The 22338-nt window shown below is 65.9% G+C and carries 23 protein-coding genes and 2 tRNA genes; 2 read left to right on the forward strand and 23 right to left on the reverse strand.

The window, feature by feature from the left end; translation table 11 throughout:
* Positions 1-57: 57 nt before the first annotated feature.
* The 16 genes from ACKTTN_RS10405 to moaA form a co-directional block, all read right to left on the reverse strand.
* On the reverse strand, positions 58-327 hold the full coding sequence (locus tag ACKTTN_RS10405; protein ID WP_407909770.1) for a hypothetical protein: 270 nt from the start codon (positions 325-327) through the stop codon (positions 58-60).
* Between the two features lie 193 nt (positions 328-520).
* The gene (locus ACKTTN_RS10410) at positions 521-877 is read right to left on the reverse strand and encodes a MerR family transcriptional regulator (RefSeq protein WP_407909771.1); all 357 of its coding nucleotides are present in this window, start codon (positions 875-877) and stop codon (positions 521-523) included.
* Positions 870-1175 (reverse strand): integration host factor subunit alpha, encoded by a 306-nt coding sequence (locus tag ACKTTN_RS10415; RefSeq protein WP_407909772.1) that lies wholly within the window; start codon positions 1173-1175, stop codon positions 870-872. Before ACKTTN_RS10415 ends, ACKTTN_RS10410 begins: the two co-directional genes overlap by 8 nt.
* Positions 1176-1193: 18 nt before the next feature.
* The gene (pheT, locus tag ACKTTN_RS10420) at positions 1194-3572 is read right to left on the reverse strand and encodes a phenylalanine--tRNA ligase subunit beta (RefSeq protein WP_407909773.1); all 2379 of its coding nucleotides are present in this window, start codon (positions 3570-3572) and stop codon (positions 1194-1196) included.
* A gap of 58 nt (positions 3573-3630) precedes the next feature.
* A complete protein-coding gene (pheS, locus tag ACKTTN_RS10425) occupies positions 3631-4626 on the reverse strand; it encodes a phenylalanine--tRNA ligase subunit alpha (RefSeq protein WP_407909774.1) in 996 nt (331 codons plus the stop codon).
* 232 nt (positions 4627-4858) lie between these two features.
* A complete protein-coding gene (gene rplT, locus ACKTTN_RS10430) occupies positions 4859-5218 on the reverse strand; it encodes a 50S ribosomal protein L20 (RefSeq protein ID WP_407909775.1) in 360 nt (119 codons plus the stop codon).
* A gap of 13 nt (positions 5219-5231) precedes the next feature.
* Entirely contained in the window at positions 5232-5429 is a 198-nt protein-coding gene (gene rpmI / locus ACKTTN_RS10435; RefSeq protein ID WP_027083463.1) for a 50S ribosomal protein L35, read from the reverse strand.
* A 423-nt stretch (positions 5430-5852) separates the two neighbouring features.
* Positions 5853-6380, reverse strand: a complete 528-nt coding sequence (infC, locus tag ACKTTN_RS10440; RefSeq protein WP_407910066.1) for a translation initiation factor IF-3 — start codon at positions 6378-6380, stop codon at positions 5853-5855.
* 63 nt (positions 6381-6443) lie between these two features.
* Positions 6444-8342 (reverse strand): threonine--tRNA ligase, encoded by a 1899-nt coding sequence (thrS, locus tag ACKTTN_RS10445; RefSeq protein WP_407909776.1) that lies wholly within the window; start codon positions 8340-8342, stop codon positions 6444-6446.
* A gap of 196 nt (positions 8343-8538) precedes the next feature.
* Positions 8539-8862: a hypothetical protein gene (locus tag ACKTTN_RS10450; protein ID WP_407909777.1), complete on the reverse strand. Its 324-nt coding sequence runs from the start codon at positions 8860-8862 to the stop codon at positions 8539-8541.
* A complete protein-coding gene (gene mobA, locus ACKTTN_RS10455) occupies positions 8859-9425 on the reverse strand; it encodes a molybdenum cofactor guanylyltransferase (protein WP_407909778.1) in 567 nt (188 codons plus the stop codon). The genes ACKTTN_RS10450 and mobA overlap by 4 nt, the downstream gene beginning before the upstream one ends.
* Positions 9401-9853, reverse strand: coding sequence for a molybdenum cofactor biosynthesis protein MoaE (locus tag ACKTTN_RS10460; protein ID WP_407909779.1), 453 nt, complete (start codon positions 9851-9853; stop codon positions 9401-9403). Before ACKTTN_RS10460 ends, mobA begins: the two co-directional genes overlap by 25 nt.
* A 1-nt stretch (position 9854) precedes the next feature.
* Positions 9855-10112: a MoaD/ThiS family protein gene (locus ACKTTN_RS10465; RefSeq protein WP_407909780.1), complete on the reverse strand. Its 258-nt coding sequence runs from the start codon at positions 10110-10112 to the stop codon at positions 9855-9857.
* Complete coding sequence (locus ACKTTN_RS10470; RefSeq protein ID WP_407909781.1) at positions 10109-11350, reverse strand: molybdopterin molybdotransferase MoeA; 1242 nt, start codon at positions 11348-11350, stop codon at positions 10109-10111. Before ACKTTN_RS10470 ends, ACKTTN_RS10465 begins: the two co-directional genes overlap by 4 nt.
* The gene (gene moaCB / locus ACKTTN_RS10475; RefSeq protein WP_407910067.1) at positions 11347-12312 is read right to left on the reverse strand and encodes a bifunctional molybdenum cofactor biosynthesis protein MoaC/MoaB; all 966 of its coding nucleotides are present in this window, start codon (positions 12310-12312) and stop codon (positions 11347-11349) included. Before moaCB ends, ACKTTN_RS10470 begins: the two co-directional genes overlap by 4 nt.
* A gap of 21 nt (positions 12313-12333) precedes the next feature.
* Positions 12334-13314: a GTP 3',8-cyclase MoaA gene (gene moaA / locus ACKTTN_RS10480; protein WP_407909782.1), complete on the reverse strand. Its 981-nt coding sequence runs from the start codon at positions 13312-13314 to the stop codon at positions 12334-12336.
* Between the two features lie 168 nt (positions 13315-13482).
* On the opposite strand from moaA, the gene ACKTTN_RS10485 reads away from it, so the two are divergent.
* Positions 13483-13773 carry a hypothetical protein gene (locus tag ACKTTN_RS10485; RefSeq protein ID WP_407909783.1) on the forward strand — a complete coding sequence of 97 codons (291 nt, stop codon included), beginning with the start codon at positions 13483-13485 and terminating at the stop codon, positions 13771-13773.
* 52 nt (positions 13774-13825) lie between these two features.
* Here the strand turns inward: ACKTTN_RS10485 and ACKTTN_RS10490 are convergent.
* Positions 13826-13900, reverse strand: a tRNA-Val gene (locus ACKTTN_RS10490).
* A 67-nt stretch (positions 13901-13967) separates the two neighbouring features.
* Positions 13968-15983, reverse strand: coding sequence for an excinuclease ABC subunit UvrB (uvrB, locus tag ACKTTN_RS10495; protein WP_407909784.1), 2016 nt, complete (start codon positions 15981-15983; stop codon positions 13968-13970).
* Positions 15984-16191: 208 nt separating this feature from the next.
* Here uvrB and ACKTTN_RS10500 point away from each other — a divergent pair, with 208 nt between their 5' ends.
* A complete protein-coding gene (locus tag ACKTTN_RS10500; protein ID WP_407909785.1) occupies positions 16192-16716 on the forward strand; it encodes a GspH/FimT family pseudopilin in 525 nt (174 codons plus the stop codon).
* A gap of 40 nt (positions 16717-16756) precedes the next feature.
* Here ACKTTN_RS10500 and ACKTTN_RS10505 read toward each other — a convergent pair.
* The 5 genes from ACKTTN_RS10505 to ACKTTN_RS10525 form a co-directional block, all read right to left on the reverse strand.
* A tRNA-Asn gene (locus tag ACKTTN_RS10505) sits at positions 16757-16833 on the reverse strand.
* Between the two features lie 63 nt (positions 16834-16896).
* A complete protein-coding gene (locus ACKTTN_RS10510; protein WP_407909786.1) occupies positions 16897-17316 on the reverse strand; it encodes a type IV pilin protein in 420 nt (139 codons plus the stop codon).
* Between the two features lie 5 nt (positions 17317-17321).
* The gene (locus ACKTTN_RS10515; RefSeq protein WP_407909787.1) at positions 17322-20690 is read right to left on the reverse strand and encodes a pilus assembly protein; all 3369 of its coding nucleotides are present in this window, start codon (positions 20688-20690) and stop codon (positions 17322-17324) included.
* 5 nt (positions 20691-20695) lie between these two features.
* Positions 20696-21214 (reverse strand): pilus assembly PilX family protein, encoded by a 519-nt coding sequence (locus ACKTTN_RS10520; protein WP_407909788.1) that lies wholly within the window; start codon positions 21212-21214, stop codon positions 20696-20698.
* Positions 21214-22338 carry a PilW family protein gene (locus ACKTTN_RS10525; protein ID WP_407909789.1) on the reverse strand — a complete coding sequence of 375 codons (1125 nt, stop codon included), beginning with the start codon at positions 22336-22338 and terminating at the stop codon, positions 21214-21216. The genes ACKTTN_RS10520 and ACKTTN_RS10525 overlap by 1 nt, the downstream gene beginning before the upstream one ends.

A 22338-nucleotide genomic window follows, 5' to 3' on the forward strand; every position in this document is an offset into this window, starting at 1 on the left:
AGCCGGTCCGCCGAAGCGGGCGCGAAGTATAACGCGACCGGCGACCGGAGCGGACGGTCAGCGGGCCACCAGCGGTACGCGGGCGTGCAACGCCAGCGACGCGCCCACGCCGATCGCCGCGAGCAGCATCGCCGCATTCGACGGCCACATTTCGACGGCGAACGGAATGGCGAACAACGCCGGCATCAGCGCGATCACCGACGACCAGCGCACGGACAGCGATTGCCCGCACGACTGGCATCCACGCGACGCCATCGGACCGAGCGACGCCTTGTCGAGGTGGCTCATCGCCACCGCGCCGCAGTGCGGACAGTGCATCGGATGCATCGGAACCTCCGCGAATCGACCTTTGGTCGCCCGATGCTACGCCCGACCCTGCGTCGGCAGCGACGCAGATGGCGCCTGCACCGATCGAGAGGCTGAGCGGTTCACGCACCGCCTTGCGCATGCGGGCCGCCCCATCGGAACCGGCAAGCCTTCCACCCCGGCAGACAGTTTGGCTGCCGGGATTCGCGACCGCTCAGCGTCGCAGCAGCTGCAGCACTTCTTCGAGTTCCATCCGCACCTGGCGGATGATCTGCGAGCTCAGCGCCGATTCCTGCTTCTGGTTATCACCTTCAAGGCGCAGGCGGGCACCGCCGATCGTGTAGCCCTGTTCGTAAAGCAGGCCGCGGATCTGCCGCACCATCAGCACTTCGTGGCGCTGGTAATAGCGGCGGTTGCCCCGGCGCTTGACCGGGTTGAGCATCGGGAATTCGGTTTCCCAGTAGCGCAGCACGTGCGGCTTTACGTCGCACAGCTCGCTGACTTCACCGATCGTGAAATAGCGCTTGGCCGGGATCGGCGGCAGTTCCCTGTTGCTGCCCGGATCAAGCATGGTCGGTCGCCCCGGAGTACGCCTCGACACGTTCCTTCAGCTTCTGGCCCGGACGGAACGTCACCACCGTGCGCGCGGAAATCGGAATCTCCTCGCCCGTCTTCGGATTGCGACCGGGACGCTGGTTCTTGCGCCGCAGGTCGAAGTTGCCGAAGCCCGACAGCTTGACCTGGCGACCGGTTTCCAGCGCTCCGCGCAGCACGTCGAAGAAGGAATCGACGAACTCCTTCGCCTCGCGCTTGTTGAGGCCGACCTCGTCGAACAGTCGCTCGGCCATCTCGGCCTTGGTCAGCGTCATCGGTACGTTTCCTCGGGATCAGCTACGGATCGTCGCGCCGTGCTCGCGCTGCAGCGAAGCGACCACGTCGCTCACCACGGCATCCACGTCGCGGTCGGTCAGAGTGCGACTTTTCTCCTGCAGGATCAAGCCCATGGCGACACTCTTGAATCCCGTTTCGACACCCTTGCCGCGGTACACGTCGAACAGCACGAGATCACGCAGCGACGGCCCCGCAGCCGCCCGGACCGCGCGTTCGAGCACCGCCCACGGCGTGGTTTCCGCGACGACGAACGCGAGATCGCGGCGGACGGACGGATAGCGCGAGAGTGCGTCGGCCCTCGGCACCGCGCGACGCTGCACGGCGTCCAGATCGATCTCGAATGCGACCACGGCGACGTCGAGCCCGAGCGCCTGCTGGAGGCGTGGGTGCAGCTGCCCGATCCAGCCGACCGCGCGACCGTCGAGCCTGATGTCGGCCGAACGACCCGGGTGCGCCCACGGCTGCGCCGAGCGCTCGAACGCGAGCGCCGCGCCGCTGAGCGCAGCGAGGCTTTCGAGATCGCCCTTCAGGTCGTGGAAACCGGCGACGCGCGACGCGCCGTTCCACTGCTCGCCAGTCGCGTCGCCGCAAGCAACCGCTGCGACACGCTGCGTGTGCAGTGGAGCTTCGCCCTCTGCCGCGGCATGGAAAACGTTGCCAAGCTCGAACAGGCGCACGCGCGACTGCTGGCGGGCGGCGTTGCGACCCAGCGCCGCGACAAGGCCTGGCAGCAGCGACGTTCGCATGATCGCGAGTTCGCCGCTGAGCGGATTGGCGAGCGGAACCGCGCCGGCCTGCAGCGACCACGCGTCGAGCCATGCGGCGTCGACGAACGCGTAGTTGATCGCTTCCAGAAAATCGCGACCCGCCAGCGCGCGACGAAGGTGCGCGGCGTCGACGCGTGTTTCGGTCGCAGGCGCGAGCGGCACGACGCCGCCCGGCAGCGTCGCGGGAATCGCGTCGTACCCGTGAATGCGCGCGACCTCTTCGATCAGGTCCTCTTCGATCGCGAGGTCGAAGCGCCGGCTCGGCGGCGTCACGCGCCAGCCGACCGCGTCGGCACCGACCGCAAGACCCAGCGCACGCAGGATGCGTTCGACCTCGGCATCGTCCACCCGCGTACCGAGCACGCGCGCAAGACGGTCGCGCCGCAGCATGATCGACACGGGTTGCGGCAGGTGGTCCGGCAGTGCGGCTTCGATCACCGGGCCCGGACGGCCCCCAGCAATGTCGAGGATCAACCGCGTCGCGTGTTCGATCGCCTGCCGCGGCAGCTCCGGATCGACGCCGCGCTCGAACCGGTGCGACGCGTCGGTGTGCAGGCCAAGCTTGCGGCCGCGTCCGATGATCGCACTCGGTGCGAAGTGCGCGGCCTCGAGGAACACGTCGCGCGTCGCGTCGGTCACGCGCGTGTCGTGCCCGCCCATGATGCCGGCAAGCGCGACCGCGCGATCGGCATCCGTGACGACGAGGAATTGCGGATCGAGCGTGACGTCGCGACCGTCGAGCAGCTTCAGCGATTCGCCATCGCGCGCGGTCCGCACACCGATCGGGCCGCTCAATGTCGCGCGGTCGAACGCGTGCATCGGCTGGCCGAGCTCGATCATCACGTACTGGGTGACGTCGACGAGGAACGAGACCGGACGGATGCCGCTGCGACGCAGGCGCTCGGCCATCCACACCGGCGTTGCCCGCGCGGCATCGACACCTTCGATCACGCGGCCGCAGTAACGCGGTGCGTCCGCGCCCGCGTGCAACTCGACCGCAAGCGTCGACGACGTTTTGGCTGCGATCGGTGCGATATCGAATGCCGCGACCTGCGCGCCCGTTGCCGCAGCGACGTCGAACGCGATGCCGCGCACGCTGAAGCAGTCCGCGCGATTCGGGGTCAGCTTGATCTCGATGCTGGCGTCGGGCAGCGCAAGAAAGTCGGCGAGCGGCGTTCCGACCGGGGCGTCATCGGGCAATTCCAGCAAGCCGGACGCGTCGGCGTCGATGCCGAGTTCCTTCGCCGAGCACAGCATTCCGAATGATTCGACGCCGCGCAGCTTGGCGGCCTTGATGGCGATGCCGCCCGGCAGCGTCGCGCCCACGGTTGCAAGCGGCGCACACAGGCCCGCGCGCGCGTTCGGCGCACCACAAACGATCTGCACCAGCTCGCCCTGCCCCGCGTCGACGCTGCACACCTGCAGACGGTCGGCTTCCGGGTGCCGCTCGGCGCTGACGATGCGCGCCACGACGACACCGTCGAGCGATGCACCAAGCGGCGTGACTTCCTCGACTTCCAGCCCGATCGCGGTGAGCGTCGCAGCGAGTTCATCGCGCGAGGCCTGCGTCGGCACATGCTGTCGGAGCCAGTTTTCGGAAAACTTCATCGGGATCTCGCTCGCCGCGTCGGCACGGCCGGCGGCATCGGGAAGTCGAAGGAATCGGTTACGCGAACTGGCGCAGGAAGCGCACGTCGTTCTCGAAGAAGCTGCGCAGATCGTCGACGCCGTAACGCAGCATCGCGAAGCGCTCGACGCCGAGGCCGAACGCGAAGCCCGTGTACTTCTCCGGGTCGATGCCGACGTTGCGCAGCACGTTCGGATGGACCATGCCGCAGCCGAGCACTTCCAGCCAGCGCGTGCTGCCGTCGGCCTGCTTCCACGCGATGTCGACTTCCGCCGACGGCTCGGTGAAGGGGAAGTAGCTCGGGCGGAAGCGCATCTCGAGGTCGTCCTCGAAGAACGCGCGAACGAATTCAACCAGCGTGCCCTTGAGGTCCGCGAAGCTCGCGCGATCGTCGACGAGCAGGCCTTCGACCTGGTGGAACATGGGCGTATGCGTCTGGTCGCTGTCGCTGCGATACACCTTGCCGGCCGCAATCATGCGCAGCGGCGGCTGGTGTTCCTGCATGAAGCGAACCTGCACGCCGGAGGTGTGTGTGCGCAGAAGGCGACCGTCGCCGAAGTAGAACGTGTCGTGCATCGCGCGCGCCGGATGGTGCGGCGGGAAATTCAGCGCTTCGAAGTTGTGCCAGTCGTCCTCGATCTCCGGGCCATCGGACAGCTGGTAACCGAGGCGACCGAAGATCTCGGCGATGCGCTCGAGCGTGCGGCTGACCGGGTGCAGGCCGCCGCGCGCGATGCCGATGCCGGGCAACGTGACGTCGATGAATTCGGATGCGAGGCGCACATTGAGCGCCGCGGATTCAAGAGTCACGCGACGTTCGGCCAGCGCGGCAGTCACCGTGTCGCGCGCAGCGTTGATCGCTTCGCCTGCAGCTTTGCGCGCGTCCGGCGGCAGCGCGCCGAGTTGCTTGAGCTGACCGGTGATGCTGCCGGACTTGCCGAGTAGCGCGACGCGCAGCGCTTCGATCGCCTCGGGCGAGTCGGCGGCGGCGATGTCGGCGAGCGCCTGTTGCGTCAGCGACGAGATGTCACTCATGGACGACCACTCTCTTCGTTGCATCGATCCCGCAGCGCGGGCTGGACAGGGCGATTACCGGCACGCCACCAGGCCGTCGATCAACCGCTCGGCGCGCACCAGGTGCGCCGTCGAACGGGAACCACGAATTCGGACCGCGAAAACGAACATGGGGAAGGACTTGCGCCCTTCCCCATGCGTGAGGCTTCTCGCGAAAGCCCACGCAAGGAGCGCGGGCTTCGCTGATTGCTTCTTACGCCGCGAGCGCGCTCTTCGCCTTCTCGGTCAGCGCGGTAAACGCCGCCGCGTCGTGCACGGCGATGTCCGCCAGCACCTTGCGATCGAGCGTGATACCGGCCTTCAGCAGACCGTTGATGAAGCGGCTGTAGCTCATGCCGTTCAGACGCGCAGCGGCATTGATACGCGCGATCCACAGCGTGCGGAAATGACGCTTCTTCTGCTTGCGGCCGATGTACGCGTACTGCAGCGCCTTCGTAACCGCCTGCTTGGCGACGCGGAAAACCTTGCGACGCGCGTTGTAATAACCCTTCGCCTGGGCGAGGACCTTCTTGTGACGGCGACGCGCCATCACACCACGCTTAACTCGTGCCATTGTTCAGCCCTCCTCAGAGATACGGAAGCATGCGGTCCAGACGGCCCGCGTCCTCGGCACGAACGTGGTTCGTCTGCCGGAGGTTGCGCTTCCGCTTGGTCGCCTTCTTGGTGAGGATGTGGCTCTTGTTGGCGTGGCCGCACTTGTACTTGCCGGAAGCGGTCTTCCGGAAGCGCTTGGCCGCCGCCCGATTGGTCTTGATCTTGGGCATATCGATGTCCGTTCGGAGTTTCTGACTGGCTGGGCGGTGGCTCGCGCCACGCTTTCCGTCCTGCCCATACCGGCGTGTTGGTCGACGATCCGGCCGAGCCGGTCGTGACGGGTCCTGAATCCCCGGAATGGCCGGGCCGCGTATTGTGCACGACCCGTTAATCCCGTGCAAATCAGTGGGTTGGCGACGGCGAGATGTCGGCTGGCCACACTGGCCAGGTCGGCCGTGAAGTCGCTCCTCCGGACAGCTTTCCGCCCGCGGCCAGAGCAATCAATCGACCGGGTGCGCGGAGCCGACCCGCGACAACCGTCATGCGCTGCAGGACGCACCTCATGCCGCGGCCCGGGTCGCCCAGTGACTGACCACCGCCAAAAACGCGAACGGCCCGCCGAAGCGGGCCGTCCTGCAAATCCGAAGCGGTCGTTAAGGCTGCTTCTTCTTCGGCGCGATCATCATCACCATCTGGCGGCCTTCCAGGCGCGGCCGGGATTCGATGACGATGTCCTCGCCCAGGTCACGCTCGATGCGGTTGGCCATCTCGCGCCCCAGCTCCTGGTGGCTCATTTCGCGACCACGGAAGCGGATGTTGACCTTGATCTTGTCGCCTTCCTCCAGAAAGCGGCGCATGTTACGCAGCTTGATCTGGTAGTCGCCCTCGTCGGTCACGGGGCGGAACTTCATTTCCTTGATCTCGACCTGCTTCGACTTCTTCTTGGCCTCGTTGGCCTTCTTCTGCTGCTCGAAGCGGAACTTGCCGAAATCCATGATCTTGCAGACCGGCGGGTCCGCGTTCGGCTGGATTTCAACGAGATCGAGGCCTTCGTCCTGGGCCATCGTGAGGGCTTCGTCGCGCGTGAGCACGCCGATCATCTCGCCGTCGCTTCCGATCACTCGGACGCGCGGGACGCGGATCTCGCTGTTTTTACGATTCGGCTTTTCGAGCGTACTGATGTGTCGATCTCCAGAAGTGGAACCGGCCGTCCGGACGGCCGGTCATAACCCGCAGGGCGTGCCTCAAAGGGCCTCGTCGCGCAGTCTCGCGGCGAACTGGTCGATGGTCATCGAGCCAAGGTCGTCCCCTCCGCGGGTCCGCACGGCGACCATGCCGTTCTCCTTCTCGCGGTCTCCGACCACCAGCAGGTACGGCACGCGCTGCAGCGTGTGCTCGCGGATCTTATAGCCGATCTTCTCGTTCCGCAAATCGGAATGGACCCGGAAGCCTTGATCCATAAGGGTTTTCCGGACTTCGTCGACGTAATCGCCCTGCGCGTCGGTGATGTTCATCACGACCGCCTGGATCGGCGCCAGCCAGCTCGGGAACACACCGGCGTGGTGCTCGATCAGGATGCCGATGAAGCGCTCCATCGAGCCGACGATGGCCCGGTGCAGCATCACTGGATGGCGGCGCTGCGAAGCTTCGTCCACATACTCGGCGCCGAGGCGTCCCGGCATCATGAAGTCGACCTGCATGGTGCCCAGCTGCCACGTGCGGCCGATCGCATCGCGCAGGTGGTATTCGATCTTCGGGCCGTAGAACGCGCCCTCGCCCGGCAGCTCCTGCCATTCGACGCCGGCGGCACTGAGCGCCGAACGCAGCGCGTTCTCGGCCTTGTCCCAGGTCGCGTCGTCGCCGAGTCGGTTGTCCGGGCGCAGCGCGATCTTGATCTGGATGTCGGTGAATCCGAAGTCGGCGTAGACCTTCAGCGCCTGCGCATGGAACGCGCGGACTTCGGCTTCGATCTGGTCTTCCGTGCAGAAGACGTGGCCGTCGTCCTGGGTGAAGCCGCGCACGCGCAGGATGCCGTGCAGCGCGCCCGACGGCTCGTTGCGATGGCAGGCGCCGAACTCGCCGTAGCGGATCGGCAGGTCGCGATAGCTGTGCAGGCCCTGGTTGAAGACCTGCACGTGGCCCGGGCAGTTCATGGGCTTCAGCGCGTACGTCCGCTTCTCGGACTCGGTGAAGAACATGTTGTCCTTGTAGTTGTCCCAGTGCCCGGACTTCTGCCACAGCGAGACGTCGAGGATCTGCGGGCAACGCACTTCCTGGTAGCCGGACTCTCGATACACGCGACGCATGTACTGCTCGACGACCTGCCAGATCGACCAGCCCTTCGGATGCCAGAAGATCAGGCCGGGGCCTTCTTCCTGCAGATGGAAGAGATCCTGCTGCTTGCCGATCTTGCGGTGGTCGCGCTTCTCCGCTTCCTCGACGCGCTGGATGTAGGCCTTGAGCTGCTTGGTATCCGCCCACGCCGTGCCGTAGATGCGCTGCAGCTGTTCGTTTTTCGAATCGCCGCGCCAGTACGCGCCGGAGATGCGCGTCAGCTTGAACGCCTTGAGGAACCGCGTGTTCGGCACGTGCGGGCCGCGGCACATGTCGACGTATTCCTCGTGGTGGTACAGGCCCATGGCCTTCTCGTCGGGCATGTCCTCGACCAGGCGCAGCTTGTAGTCCTCGCCACGATCCTTGAACACAGCGATGACTTCCTCGCGCGGCGTGACACGCTTGATCACGTCGTACTCGGTGTCGATCAGCTCGCCCATGCGCTTTTCGATGGCGACGAGGTCGTCGGGCGTGAACGGGCGTTCGTACCAGATGTCGTAGTAAAAGCCGTCCTCGATGACCGGGCCGATCACCATCTTCGCGGTCGGGTAGAGCTGCTTGACCGCGTGGCCCACGAGGTGCGCGCACGAGTGGCGGATGATCTCGACCCCTTCGGCATCCTTCGGCGTGATGATGCGCAGCTTCGCGTCATGGTCGATGACGTCGGACGCATCGACGAGACGGCCGTCGACCTCGCCGGCCACGGTGGACTTGGCGAGGCCCGGGCCGATCGACGCGGCGACGTCGGCGACGGAGACAGGTTTATCGAACTCGCGGCGCGAGCCGTCGGGCAGCGTGATGGCGATCATTGGGGGTCCGGAAATACGGCGCCGGCGGAGCGGCTATGGAAACGCGGCACCGGCCGGGCCGGTGCGGAGGAGTCAGCGCTGGGCGATGGTAGTGCTCATGTCGCACGCTCGGCCGGCGTTCCCGCAGGCCACCTCGGTTCAGGCGCGACGGCGGCGTCGCGCAGGACGCCCATGGTTGGCGACTTCGCGGCGCGCGTCAACGCCGGCGGGCGCGGCCGTCATGGAGGTCGACCTCGATCCGGAGCGCGAGCGCGCCGTCCGGACGGTCGACCATGTAGTGCAGGCCATCGCGTGCGGGCAGTCGGCTGGCCAGATCGTCGAGGTCGGCGCGCGGCAGGACGACGTCCACGTCCCCGCCCTCCCCGTTCAGCGCGAACGCGTCGGCGACCGCGACCGCGAGCGACCACGCGCCCCGCGGCCAGTCGAGTCGCACGCGCAGTCGCGCCCCGTCGCGCAGCGAGTCGAATTCGGCGCGCGTAAGCCGGACGCGGACTTCGTCGCCGTCGAACTGCACCTTCATCGGACTACGCCGTCCAGGTCAGCCGGTGTATTGACGTTGTGGAGCACGTCGGCGGTCGGCGGTGTGATCTCGATGCCAGCCACCGCGGCGTGCAGCGCGCGCATCGATGGACCTTCAGGGTTGTCGCGCAGCAGTTGTTCAACGGCGTCGCGTGCCCGCGCGTCGACGCGCACTGCCCAGGGCAAAGGATGACCCTTGAAACACGCGGCCGGGGCCTCGGACAGCGACGCGACGAGCGTTCGCAGGGTCACCGCGTCCAGCAGCGGTACGTCGACCGGAATCACGACCATCGCGCCATCCGGAACGCGGGAAAGCACGCTGGCGATACCGCCGACCGGGCCGGCGTCGGGAATACGATCGGCAACGCCGTCATGCATCGAGCGATCGCCGCTCACGATCACGTTCGTCGCACCCGCGTCGCGAAGCACGTCGATCGCGCGGTCCAGCAACGTGCGGCCGTCGAGCACCAGCACCGCCTTGTCGCGCCCCATGCGCGACGAGCGCCCGCCCGCGAGGACGACACCGGTAAACGGTTCGATCACGGCGCGTGGCACAGCGAGCATCCCTCGCTCCACTCGCTGCTGCCGTCCTCGTAGTGCTCCTGTTTCCATATCGGCACGGTGTGCTTCACCGCTTCGATCACCTGGCGGCATGCGCGAAAGGCTTCGTCGCGATGCGGCGTGCCGACGGCGATAGCTACCGCGATGCCGCCCACGTCGAGCCGCCCCTTCGCGTGCTCGACCCAGACGCGAACGTTGGGACCGAATGCTGCCAGCGCGTCGTCGGCGATCTCGCGGAAGCGCTGCAGCGCGAGTGCGTCGAACATGTCGTAACTGACGCCGACCACGCGACGGCCGTGGTTGAGGTCGCGAATGCGGCCGACGAACGCGTTGTAGCCACCGAAGCTTGGGCCGCTGACGAAATCGAACGCGGACGCGATGTCCAGCGTTCGGGCCGACGTGTCGACGATACCGAGGTGCACGCGATCCACCTCAGCCTCCGCTTACCGGGGGCAGCAATGCGAGGCGTCCGTCATCCGGCAACGCATCGGAGTCGCGAAGTACCGTCGTCGAGCTCGCGAATGCCGAGCGGGGCAGCAGCGCGCGGGCCTGCACCGGCCAATCCGCTGCGGTCGCGACGATCTCAGCGCGCAACTCGGCGACGGTTCGCGCCTCGCTCGCAATGGAAAGGTGCGACTGCGAGCCGACGTCACGCATCGCTCCGAACAGGTCGATCTGTATCGTCCTCATGCCAGCACCGACAATGGTTCGAGATGGCCGCGACTCGCGACGCGCACGCGTGCACCGGCCTCGAGCGCATCGACATCCGCCTCGATGATCGCCCAGGCGTTCGCGTCCAGCAGCGGTCGGATGCGGAAGGATTCCTGCCCGCCGAGGATGTCCACGTTCGCACGCGCATCGCCATCGAGCGCGACGCGCGCCTTCAGGTGCATGCGCAGTGCTACACGCTTGGCATACGCCGCGCGCAACGGCAGATGCATCGGCACTTCGTCCGGCATACCGAGCATCGCGCGCAACACCGGCTCCACGAAGAAACGCAGCCCGACCGCCGTCGACGCGGGATTACCCGGCAGCCCGAAGAACATCGCGCCCGACGGCAACATCGCGGCAAGAATCGGTTTGCCCGGCCGAATGCGCACCTTGTGGAACAGCGTTGTCGCACCGATGCGCGACAACGCATCGGGCACGAAGTCGAAGCGGCCCATCGACACCGCGCCGGTGCTCACCACGACATCGTGTGGCGGCAGCGATGCGAGCGCTGCGAGAAAGGCATCGATATCGTCACCGACCGTACATGCACCGACCACGTCCGCGCCCGCCGCGTGCAACCGCGCAGCGAGGAACGGGCCGTTCGAATTGCGAATCTGTCCGGCCTCCAGCGCGCATCGTGGGTCGTCCACCAGCTCGCGCCCGGTGTTCAGAAGCACGACGCGAGGACGGCGCGCCACGTCGACCGCCGCGATGCCGACCGCGGCGCACAGCATGCGCAGGGCGGGATCGATGGGCGTGCCTGCCGATGCGAGCGTCGCGCCAACCGTCACGTCCTCGCCCGCGCGGCGCAGGTGTTGCGCGGGCGCAACGTTTGCCTGCAAGCGGATGCGATCGGGCCGGCCGTCTGCGTTTCGGCCCAGCGCTTCGACCTGCTCGATCGGAACAATTGCGTCGAGACCGTCGGGCATGCGCGCGCCGGTCATGATTTCCCACGCACCGGACGTGGCGCGCGCGACGCCGTCGCCGGCTGCGCGGCCGCCCCGCACGTCGAATTCCGCACCGGCGGCAATCGGCGTTCCGCCGGTGCACAACGCGAAGCCGTCCATCGCTGAATTGTCGAACGGTGGCAACGACTCGGCACTGACCAGCGGCGACGCTAGGATCCGGCCGATGGCGTCCGCGGCTTCGATGCGCTCGCTCGGCAAAGGCTTCGCGACATCGAGGAGACGTCGCAGCGCGTCGTCGTAGTCGATCACGCGTGCCCTGCCCCGCCGATCATCGCGAGCGCATGCGCGAGTACGGGCGCCAGCACGTCCAGCCCCTGTCGCGCTGCGCGCGGACTGCCGGGCAGCGCGATCACGAGCATTCCCTTCAGACGGATCGCACGCGCGCGACTCAGCCACGCGAGCGGCGTGAAATGACGGCTCTCGCTGCGGAACATCTCGGCGAGGCCGTCGACCTCGACGCCACCGGCCTGCAGCAGCGCTTCGGGTGTAGCGTCGCGCGGACCAAGACCGGTGCCGCCCGTGCACATGCACAGCCGCACGCCGCCGTCTGCGAGTGCTAGCAGGCGCGAACGCAGCGGTTCGATGCCGTCGGGCAGCACTTCAGTCCGCACGTCGGCGCCGAGTCGCGCAAGTCCGTTCGCGAGTTCGGGGCCGGACGCGTCCTCGGCCTCGCCGGCGCTGACACGATCGCTCAGGGTGATCACGGCGCAGGCAACGCCGTCGAGGCGCGCAACGTCGCGCGGGGCGTAGTGCGCGATCTCTTCATCGCTCATGCCCATCGGGTGTCGCCATAGTCCCTTCTTGCCGCCTTCCTTGAACAGCAGGCGCACCGCTTCGATCGACAACGCCGGCTCGACCGGCTTGGTGAGGTCGTACAGAGTGAGCAATGCCGCGCTCGCGCCGGCAAGCGCTTCCATTTCGACGCCGGTGCGCGCTTCGGTCGCGACTTCGCAGTAGACGCGGATCGCGCTGCGCTCCGGTACCGGCACGCATCGAACACGCACCAATTCGAGCAGCAACGGGTGGCACAACGGCATCAGGTTCGACGCCTGTTTCGCGCCCTGAAGCCCCGCGATTTCCGCCATCACCATCGCGTCGCCCTTCGGCAGACGGCGTTCGACGATCGCGGCGTAGGCGTCCGCGCCTGGATGCAACTCACCGACCGCGACGGCGCGACGATGCGTCGGCCGCTTGCCGCGCACGTCGGCCATATGGAACGACTCAACGGACACTCAGCCTCCGATCGATGCAAGGTGCGGCGTGATGCCGCTGTTACCGTCGTGCAGGCCGTGGCCCGCCGCCTTCAAGCGCAACTGGCTCGCGATGAGGTCGACAAGCGTGTCCCGGTCTTCATCGCGTTGAAGCAGCGGACGCAGCGGCACGCCGAAATCGCCGAACAGGCACAGGCGCAGGTCGCCACGCGCGGTGACGCGAAGACGATTGCAACCGCTGCAGAAGTCACGCGCATACGGCGTGATCAGGCCGATGCGGCCGGCGTAGTCCGGATGCACGTATTCGTTCGCGGGACCGGCGTCGGATGCGCGCACCATCCGCACCCAACCACTCTCGACGAGTTCACGCTCCATTCCCTCCGCGCGCACGTGGTGGCGCTCGAAATAGGCGACGTTGTCGTTGGTGCGCATCAGTTCGATGAAGCGCACGCTGACGCGGCGGTCGCGCAGGTAATCGAGCCATGCGGGCAGGGTTGCATCGTTGACGCCCCGCAAAAGGACGGCGTTGAGCTTCACTGCGTCGAAGCCGAGCGTCAGCGCGTCGTCGATACCTTCGAGGATCTCGGGCAGACGATCGTGCGCGGTGACCGCGTGGAACACGTCGCGATCGAGGCTGTCGACGCTCACGTTGAGCGACGTCAGCCCGGCGTCGCGCCATTCGCGCACATGCGTCGGCAGCCGCGTGCCGTTTGTGGTCAGCGCGATCTTCGACACGCCGGGAACCGATGCGATGTCGCCGATGATGTCGACGAGATCCTTGCGCAGCGTCGGCTCGCCGCCGGTCAGGCGGACCTTGCGCATGCCCACGCTGGCGAACGCTTCGATGAGCCGCCGCACTTCATCGCGCGCGAGGAACGTCGGCCGACCGTCCGCGACGTAGCCGTCCGGCAGGCAGTAGCCGCACCGGAAGTTGCAGGCCTCGGTCAGCGAGAGCCGCAGATAGGGAAACGTGCGACCGAACGGGTCGGACAGGACGGACATCGGACTCCTTCCCGCCGTCGGCACGCGCCGCCGGCATGACAGGGAACGCAGCTTACCGCCTTGCGGATGCAGCGGCCGAGACGCCGTGTCATCGAAACTTCAGCGCAGTCACACACGGGTGTCATCGGCGTTTCGAAAAATGGCCCGCGACCGACCGGAGCGCCTCCGATGACCGCCACGCCACGCCCCCTACGTCGCCTTCGCCGCGGCCTCGCCCTGCTCGCCGTACTCACCGCGATGCTGATCGCCGCCGCATGCCGCTTCGAGGCGGCCGGCCGTGCCGTCGCCGCCGTTGCGGCGGTCGGGTGCCTGGCGGCGTGGCTCGCGCTGCTCGAATTCGAGGGTCGCGCTGCGGAGCGGCTCGAGGCGCGATCGCACCGGCGCGGAATCGCGCATCGACACGGCCGCTCGAGTTCGCGCGCACGCCCGGCCAACGGGCCGCGCCGTCGCATCGCCTGAGCCACAAAAGCAAACGGCGCGATCCGAAGATCACGCCGTTCGACCACGTATGTGGTGGGCGGTACAGGGTTCGAACCTGTGACCCCTACCATGTCAAGGTAGTGCTCTACCGCTGAGCTAACCGCCCGCTGCCGGTGAACTGCCCCGGCGAGGGGCGCACAGTGTAGCCAGCCCTGCTGCCGCCGGCAAGGCGTTCAGGTGCCGAAACCCGCTTCCTTCAGTTTGCGCAGCTGGTCGCGGACATTCGCCGCAGCCTCGAACTCCAGGTCGCGGGCGTGCTGGTACATCTGCTGCTCCAGCGCCTTGATCCGCGACGACAGCTGCGCGGGACTGAGTGCGGCGTAGTTGGTCTCCGGCTCGGCGACGCGCCGGGCCTTGCTGCCCTTGCCCTTCCCGTCGCCGGCATCGCGACGCGCGCCCTCCAGGATGTCCTTGACCGGCCGCACCACCGACTGCGGCGTGATGCCGTGCTCTGCGTTGTACTCGACCTGCTTCTGCCGGCGGCGGTCGGTCTCGTCGATCGCGATCTTCATCGACCGAGTGACCACGTCCGCATACAGGATCGCCTTGCCGCGCACGTTTCGCGCAGCGCGGCCGATCGTCTGGATCAGCGAGCCCGCCGAACGCAGGAAGCCTTCCTTGTCGGCGTCCAGGATCGCGACCAGCGACACCTCCGGCATATCCAGGCCTTCGCGGAGCAGGTTGATTCCCACCAGAACATCGAACTTGCCAAGGCGCAGGTCGCGGATGATCTCGACGCGCTCGACCGTGTCGATGTCCGAGTGCAGGTAGCGCACCTTGATGCCGTGCTCGGTGAGGTATTCGGTGAGGTTCTCGGCCATGCGCTTGGTGAGCGTAGTGATCAGCACGCGATCGCCCATCGCGACACGCTTGTTGATCTCGCCGAGCACGTCGTCGACCTGCGTCGATACCGGCCGCACCTCGACTTCGGGGTCGATCAGGCCGGTGGGACGGACCACGAGTTCGACCACCTCGCCTGCCGATTTCTCGAGTTCGTACTTGCCCGGCGTCGCCGACACGTAGATGGCGCGCGGCGCGCGGCCTTCCCACTCCTCGAACTTCAGAGGGCGATTGTCGAGCGCCGACGGCAGGCGGAAACCGAACTCGACCAGCGTTTCCTTGCGTGACCGGTCGCCCTTGTACATCGCCCCGACCTGCGGAACGGTGACGTGCGATTCGTCGACCACCATCAGCGCATCCGCCGGCACGTAGTCGAACAGGCAAGGCGGCGGCTCGCCGGGCGCGGTGCCGGTCATGTGCCGCGAGTAGTTCTCGATGCCGTTGCAGAAGCCGACCTCGGCCAGCATTTCCAGGTCGAACTGGGTGCGTTGCTGCAGCCGCTGCGCCTCGACCAGCTTGTTTGCGGCGTAAAGCTGCTCGAGGCGCTCGCGCAGCTCGTCCTTGATCGTGTCGACGGCCTCAAGCACCGTCTTGCGGGTCGTCACGTAATGCGATTTCGGATAGATCGTGTAGCGCGGCAGCTTGCGGAAGACCTCGCCTGTCAGCGGATCGAACGCCGACAGCTGCTCGATCTCGCCGTCGAACAGCTCGACGCGCAACGCCTCGTTCTCGCTTTCCGCCGGATGCACATCGATGACTTCACCGCGCACGCGATACGTACCGCGACGCAGCTCCGTGTCGTTGCGCGAGTACTGCATCTCGGTGAGTTTCCGGATCAGCTCGCGCTGGTCGATGCGCTCGCCACGTACCATGTGCAACACCATCCGGTGGTACTCACCGGGGTCGCCGAGGCCGTAAATCGCCGACACCGTGCAGACGATCAGCGTGTCGCGACGCTCCAGCAGCGCCTTCGTCGCCGACAAACGCATCTGCTCGATGTGTTCGTTCACCGAACTGTCCTTCTCGATGAAGGTGTCCGACGACGGCACGTAGGCCTCCGGCTGGTAGTAGTCGTAGTAGCTGACGAAATATTCGACCGCGTTGTGCGGGAAGAACGCCTTGAACTCGCCGTACAGCTGCGCGGCGAGCGTCTTGTTAGGCGCCATCACGATGGTCGGCTTCTGGATCCGCTGCACGACGTTCGCGATCGTGTACGTCTTGCCCGACCCGGTCACGCCCAGCAGCGTCTGCGACGCGATGCCCGCCTCGAAACCGTTCGAAAGGCGATCGATCGCGAGCGGCTGGTCGCCGGCGGGGGAATAGGGAGAAACGAGCTCGAAGCGGTCCAAATCGCGTCCCGGATTTGATGAACAGGGCACTGCCCAGTCTACGCGTGCAGCGTGGACGGTCTGTCGGCCGAAATGCCGCGCGCCAGGGTACCGGCGCTCCGACTCAGGGGCTGAGACGCGGATTAATCCGACACGCCGACAGTGCGGCACCCGACGGTTCGGACGCAGGCGGCCGGGCACGATTGCCGCCGAATCGCACGGAGGCGAGATGAACAACGAGAAAGGATTCACGCTGATCGAACTGATGATCGGACTCGCGATCGCCGCGATTCTTTTCGCGGCGGCGGGGCCTGCGTTCGGCCGACTCATCGACGGCACGCGTTGCACCACGGCAGTGAGCCAACTCACGGGCAGTCTGGCGACCGCACGCATCGAAGCGATTCGTCGCAACCGTCCCGTGTCGGTCTGCCCGAGTCTCGATGGCCGCTCCTGTCGCGCAGATCGCCGCTGGGAGGGCGGCTGGATAGTCTTCGAGGACAGCGGTGCTGGCGAGCCCGACAGTGACCAGGCGCTCATCGACCGCGTGGATGCGGTGGGCGACGGGTTGACGATTTCCTCGACAACGGGGCGCCGTGAGGTGCGCTACCTGCCAGACGGATGGGCGTCTGGCACGAACAGCACCCTCCGCATCTGCGTGGCCCGTCGCCGCGAACTGGTCGCCACGGTGGTCGTCAACAACTCGGGGCGGGCGCGCAGTGAGCGCGTGACGAACACCCCGTGTCCGTTCGATTGAAAAACGAAAAGGCCTGCATTTCTGCAGGCCTTTCCTAATCTGGCGCCCGAAGTTGGACTCGAACCAACGACCCCCTGATTAACAGTCAAGTGCTCTAACCGGCTGAGCTATTCGGGCGGGGACCCGCATTTTAATCAGTTGTAGCGCCGGGTCAACAGCATGTCCGCCTCGTCGGGCGAATCACCAACAGGCCTGTGGGTCCGTGACGGTACCGCCCGAGACAGATTTGAGTCCGGCCTGATTAAGGCCGAGCGTGCCGCATTTGTCGTTTGCCTGGGCGTTGATCGGCGTCGCCTGAAGGGTGTAGGCAGTGGACGACGACACCGTCGGGGCCGGGAACTGGTAGAACGCCGCCAGGTCCGTCGTGCAGGGAATGTTCGCCATCGTCAACGCCGCACCGGTGTACGAAAAATTGTGCGTGCTGCGATAGCGTTCCATCGTCTGGGCGATGCTTTGCAGGCACCCGCCCGCCTGCACACGTCGTGCTTTCGCAGTGTGTTGCATGTAGGCCGGGTACGCGATCGCCGTCAGCACGACGATGATCACGAGCACGATCATGAGCTCGATGAGAGTGAAACCCTTCAGATTGCGCTTGTGCACGATGATCAATCCCTGTTGAAGATTTCACGCCAGCCGACGCGCTTGGCCTGACCGGAGATACCCGAGACTGCGACGCCCGCGTGACCGCCGGTCGAACCACCGACGACGACGAAGTTGTCGATCTGTGCTGACTCGGTCGGCATGCCGACGCCAAGGTCGACCGAACCGATCGGGAACTGCTGGCCACCCGACGTGATCGTGTCGTCGTTGCCGGAACCGCTGCCATTGAGGTCGAAGAAGGAACTGGAGCCACCTTCCGACTGCGGGCTTGTACCGGTAAACAGATCGAGCACATTGACGTAGCCCGTGCCGCCCGGATCGCAACTGGAGCCGCCGGACGCCGGGATGACGCTCGAGTAGAAGGCCGCGCGTCCTTTGATTCGCGGGCCGCTGATCACCCGCTCACCGGGCGTCGGCGTGCCGAGGTTGAGGTACCAGCCCTTGGAGGCGGCAGGCAACGTCGAATACATCTCGAACGCACGAACGCTCTTTCCGCTCACCTGTCCCGTCGCGGCGATCGTCCGCTGCGTGAGGTCGCTGCGCTGCACAATCGTTCCGTCGTCGATGATCGCGTACAACGCCTGTGTGTAGGTGGTGGTGAGGTCACCCTGCGAAATCATGCGACCGGTGCCGAACGTGATGAAGATGCGGCGCGTCCCCGGTTCGCGAGCAATCGCGAGCCCGCCGGTGATCGGCTGGTTCGACGCTGTCTGGAACATAGGCTGGCCGCTAAATGCAACGTTCCAGGAGGCAACGGTCGCGCCCGACAGATCGAACTTCCAGAGCTTGCCCTTGAGGTCGCCCGCGTACACGTAATCGATGTCACCGTCACCGTCAGTGTCCGCGCCACGGGGTGCCGACAGGCCATTGCTGCCGGTGTCAACGACGAACTTCTTCAGCAGCGTGCCACTCGAAATGTCGTACACGTAGAGCGTCGCCGATCCGTTGGTCGAATCGATGCCGTTGCTCACGATCGCAACCGCCGAACCGTTGTTGGCCTTGACAACCAGCGGAACGCCGAGCACGTAGCCCATGTCGTTGTCGATGGCGGCGGTCTTGTCCCACAGCACCGTGGGCGACGTCGTATTGCCCACGTCGAGCGCGAACACTCCCTTGCCGCCCCGCCCCAGCGTGCCTACCAGATAATTGCCGCCGACCGCGCTTTGGGCACTGACCGCCACGGGCCCGTCGACGAAATACGCGTGCTCGTAGTTGGGATCGCTGAACGTCGCGAGCTTGCTGAAATCGATGCCTGCCGGCACGTACGAGTAGCGAACATCGCCCGTCAGCGCATTGATGGCGTGCAGCATGCCGTCGTTGGCGCCAACGAAGATGGTCTCGTTGTCCTTCAGGTAGAAGGGCGAGGAATCAACAATGTCGCCGAGCAGATTGGTGCGGTTGCGCAGGCTACCGTTGTTCGAAATCTCGTTGGCGCGACTGCCCTTGATGTACGCAGCATTGACGGCGCCCGTGACGGCATCGGTGCCGGTACCGCGCGCAAGCGCAGCTGCCTGGGCGGTCGTCGGGAAGCTCGCCGATCGGTTGCCCGAGACGTCCCACGTAAGCACGGTGCGCGCGGTGAAGTCGTTGCTCGTATCGCCGTCGGTCAGGCTGGCGTTGATGCGTGCCGCGGTCTTCCAGGCCGCGTTCGCGGCGATGCCGCCGGCGGCCGTGACATCGTAGGCCTCGAGATCGCCCGTCCACTGACCGGACGTGAACTTCGCCTGGTACATGCGCGTGTCGGATTGGAACGACGTGCTGTTCGTCGCCACGTTCGAGCCGGATGCGAGGCGCTCCTGGATCTTCCCGAGCACATCGGACAACGCGTCCGCGAACATCGACGAGTTCGTCGCCGCGATGAATTCGCCGTGGCCATTGACCGACGCGTGCAACAGGTCGTCGATGTTCTCGCTGGTCTTGCCGCTACCGGCCACGGGCCACGGCACGTTGACGCCATTGATGCGCGGCGAGCCGTCGCGGATCACGTCCGCAACCGAGTCCTGGTCAAGTCCGCCCTTGTTGCCGATGGAGATGCCGAACGTGACCATGTGCTGCCAGAATGCAGGATCGGTCGTTGCCGTCGGCACCTTGTTCGCGAGATCGGTGCGGAGATCGTTCTTCCAGTACTTCATCGCGATGTCGCCCAGCGTATTGCTCGTCGGGGCGCTGTACGGGATACGCGCGGTGTAGCGAACGCTCGTAGTGTTATCGAGCGGGTTAAAAATCGCGCTGCCGTCGTTGCTGTCCTGCTCCCCCATCGTCCCCGAACTGAAGTTCGACGTATCGTTCCAGTAGCCGTCTGTGGTCAGGATCGTGAAGTTCTGCCGGCATTGGAACTGCGCAGTGCTCGCTTCCGGACCATAAGGACCCGACGCCGCTGTCTGCATGTAATAGTCGCCTGCCTTCTGCAGGGCACCCTGCAAAGGCGTGCCGTTGCTCGAGTCGGCGCCCGTTACGCGCGCGAACCATGTTGAACGCGAAGTCGTCGTTACGGGCGTGCGCGCGTCCTCGAACAGGCCGGAATTGCCGTCCTGCACGGGGATGTCGAAGTTGTTGCGGTTCCAGATCGTGCGGAAGCCGACTCGGACGTTGGAACCCAGCGTCGAGAACGCTTCCGTCGCGCCGGACTTCGCCATCTTCATGCGCGAACGCGAGTAGGAAAACCACGTCGCGAAGTTCGTGATTTCGTCGGCCTCGCTACGCCCGGGCGTCGCGAACGTGCAATTGCGCCAGCCGTTCTTGTTGTTGCCCGGGTCGGGGCATCCCATCGAACTGCTGGTGGTGCCGGTCTTGAGCCAGTCGCTGCGCACAACGCGGACCTGCCCGCTGACGGTCAGGATCTGGTAGCGGTAATAGCGCGTATTGTCGCTCGTGCTGGAGGTCTGCCCGCTCTTCAGTACGTAATAGGTCGCCTGCGTCGGCCCGCCGCAGACGCTGATGTTCGAACCGTTCTGCGAATAGCTCCGGCAGCTGCCCGAGTCCGCAAGATCGATCGTGTTGCCCGACGCTTGATCGTAGTCGCCGTAGACGGCGTTGAACGACGTGCCGCCAGTCATGCGCGCGCCGGTTGCCGTCATCCAAGGGCGGTAGGTCACCGCGGGATCGTAGTAAACGGTGTTGTTGTCGCTCGCCTTGGTCGCAAGCGAGTCCGACATCTCGCCGGAGGTGTCGGTCGGCATTCGAAGGAAGCCCATCGAGCCCGAGTCATCGAGGATGAACAGGATGTTCGGTGGTAGCGGCGAGCCCGTCTGCAGCGGATACGACGGGAAGCTGACGGCGCCCACCGATGCGGGCACAACCGCTAGGCCGGCGATCGCGGTCGCGAAAACCACACGACGTGCGGCGGCGAGTCCATTGAGACGAGTCGTGGCCATGAAGGTCACTCCACCTGATAGTTCGTTTGCAGGACCACTTCCGTTCCGTTGTTCATGTGGACGCGGGAAGTGATGCGATAACGCTTGATATTCGTCGCGCAGCCACCGCTCGACGGATCGATGGCCGTGGTGCAGCTGGATGACACATCCGAGCCGATGCCCATGTCTTCAATCACGAAGCCGGCATCCATCTCGCTGGTGTCCAGCGACGACGTGCGGTAATTCGCTGGTGTCTGCCACGCGCCGTCCGATGCGGCGCCGGGATTCGCGCACAGGCCATTCGAGCACCCGGTGCCCGTTATGGTCGGCGCACCGGCCGCGACCGATTCGCCCTCACGCAGCACTGCTTCGGCCAGCTGGAAGGCGCTGCCTCGCGCCACGGTATTGCCCGCCATCTGTTCCTGCAGCAGCGTGCCGCGCATCGCGGCAAGTCCGATCAGCGTGACGATGAGCAACAGCAGGAGCACGACGACCAGCGCGATACCTTCCTGGCGCCGGGGGTTGCTGGGTCCGGAACGCTTCATCACATCAGGCCCTCGCGGTTACGCAGCGTTACCACGTTGGTCATCGTGTTGCTGATCGCTGCGCCCGTCGTGCCGTTCGCGTTGGTTTCGCGCAGATAGTCACCGGTGACCGCACCAGTGACGCCACCGAAGGTCACGCTCACGCGGGCAGCAATCACCTGCCCCCATGCGTTGGCTGCAGTGATCGCCGCAGGTGCCTCGAAAGTGGCCTGCCCACGACGAAGGTAGGTAATCGTCATTGCCGTCGCGCCCTCCGCGATTTCTGTAGGCGTAGGCGTATTGGGCGTGGTCGTACCGGTGTTGTTCATGACAACGGCCCGATACAGAGACGTGCCACCGCGCGCATTGTTGCCGATGTACCACCGCGCCAGCGTCACCCGAGTGACGCGCGCGGGCGAGTTCCCGAAGTCGGAGCACGAACCCGGTGTGCCGCTGACGGCAAAGCAGTAGCTGGGTGCCCCGGGGCTGGGGACCGTGGCGCAGTTCCCCAACGCATCGAAGATCGCGAATCGCGCGTTGCAGTTCTCGGCGATACCGGCCGATGCGGTGTGCGCGATGCTCGATCCGGTGATGCCCGTGGCCTTGAAGATGATGCGCACGTCCATGTCGCAAACCATCAGGATCTGGCCAGCGGCGAATCCTGTGGCCGAGCTGACCTGCAGGGGTGCGCTCGAATCGTTGTGCGACGTCACCCGGACGTCGCCACCCTCGTTAGCCAGCGCGAGGTCGATCGCTTCCGTACCTGCAACTCGGCTAGTACTCGTCGTACCTGTGGACGTGCCCGTCGTCGTATCGGTCCCGGCGTAACCGTGGATGCCGTCGGTATAGCTCGACCACCACGCGTTGCCACTGGCGTTCAACATGTTCACGGGCTTCGCAGACGTCGAGCACGGGTTGCCTCCAGCCTCACGTACATCGCGCGACATGATCTCGAACGAGGCGCGCTCGTTCTCCTGAATACGGTTCAGCGTCTCGCTAGCGCCGAACGTGCGCTTGTTTGAGAGGAACACGGCGCCGGCCCCTGCAACGACCAGGACTCCGAGCACCAACGCGATCATCAGCTCGATCAGCGACACACCGCGCTGGCGTCGAGCTGCACCCTGATGGATGAGGAAATTCGTCAT

The sequence above is a fragment of the Lysobacter claricitrinus genome (assembly GCF_045866565.1).
GTDB lineage: Bacteria > Pseudomonadota > Gammaproteobacteria > Xanthomonadales > Xanthomonadaceae > Cognatilysobacter > Cognatilysobacter claricitrinus.

Coding starts and splice junctions, on each gene's coding strand:
- ACKTTN_RS10405 (WP_407909770.1), bottom strand. CDS start 327: ATGCATCCGATGCACTGTCCGCACTGCGGCGCGGTGGCGATGAGCCAC.
- ACKTTN_RS10410 (WP_407909771.1), bottom strand. CDS start 877: ATGCTTGATCCGGGCAGCAACAGGGAACTGCCGCCGATCCCGGCCAAG.
- ACKTTN_RS10415 (WP_407909772.1), bottom strand. CDS start 1,175: ATGACGCTGACCAAGGCCGAGATGGCCGAGCGACTGTTCGACGAGGTC.
- pheT (WP_407909773.1), bottom strand. CDS start 3,572: ATGAAGTTTTCCGAAAACTGGCTCCGACAGCATGTGCCGACGCAGGCC.
- pheS (WP_407909774.1), bottom strand. CDS start 4,626: ATGAGTGACATCTCGTCGCTGACGCAACAGGCGCTCGCCGACATCGCC.
- rplT (WP_407909775.1), bottom strand. CDS start 5,218: ATGGCACGAGTTAAGCGTGGTGTGATGGCGCGTCGCCGTCACAAGAAG.
- rpmI (WP_027083463.1), bottom strand. CDS start 5,429: ATGCCCAAGATCAAGACCAATCGGGCGGCGGCCAAGCGCTTCCGGAAG.
- thrS (WP_407909776.1), bottom strand. CDS start 8,342: ATGATCGCCATCACGCTGCCCGACGGCTCGCGCCGCGAGTTCGATAAA.
- ACKTTN_RS10450 (WP_407909777.1), bottom strand. CDS start 8,862: ATGAAGGTGCAGTTCGACGGCGACGAAGTCCGCGTCCGGCTTACGCGC.
- mobA (WP_407909778.1), bottom strand. CDS start 9,425: ATGCTCGCTGTGCCACGCGCCGTGATCGAACCGTTTACCGGTGTCGTC.
- ACKTTN_RS10465 (WP_407909780.1), bottom strand. CDS start 10,112: ATGAGGACGATACAGATCGACCTGTTCGGAGCGATGCGTGACGTCGGC.
- moaCB (WP_407910067.1), bottom strand. CDS start 12,312: ATGGCCGACGTGCGCGGCAAGCGGCCGACGCATCGTCGCGCCGTCGCG.
- moaA (WP_407909782.1), bottom strand. CDS start 13,314: ATGTCCGTCCTGTCCGACCCGTTCGGTCGCACGTTTCCCTATCTGCGG.
- ACKTTN_RS10485 (WP_407909783.1), top strand. CDS start 13,483: ATGACCGCCACGCCACGCCCCCTACGTCGCCTTCGCCGCGGCCTCGCC.
- ACKTTN_RS10500 (WP_407909785.1), top strand. CDS start 16,192: ATGAACAACGAGAAAGGATTCACGCTGATCGAACTGATGATCGGACTC.
- ACKTTN_RS10515 (WP_407909787.1), bottom strand. CDS start 20,690: ATGGCCACGACTCGTCTCAATGGACTCGCCGCCGCACGTCGTGTGGTT.
- ACKTTN_RS10520 (WP_407909788.1), bottom strand. CDS start 21,214: ATGAAGCGTTCCGGACCCAGCAACCCCCGGCGCCAGGAAGGTATCGCG.
- ACKTTN_RS10525 (WP_407909789.1), bottom strand. CDS start 22,338: ATGACGAATTTCCTCATCCATCAGGGTGCAGCTCGACGCCAGCGCGGT.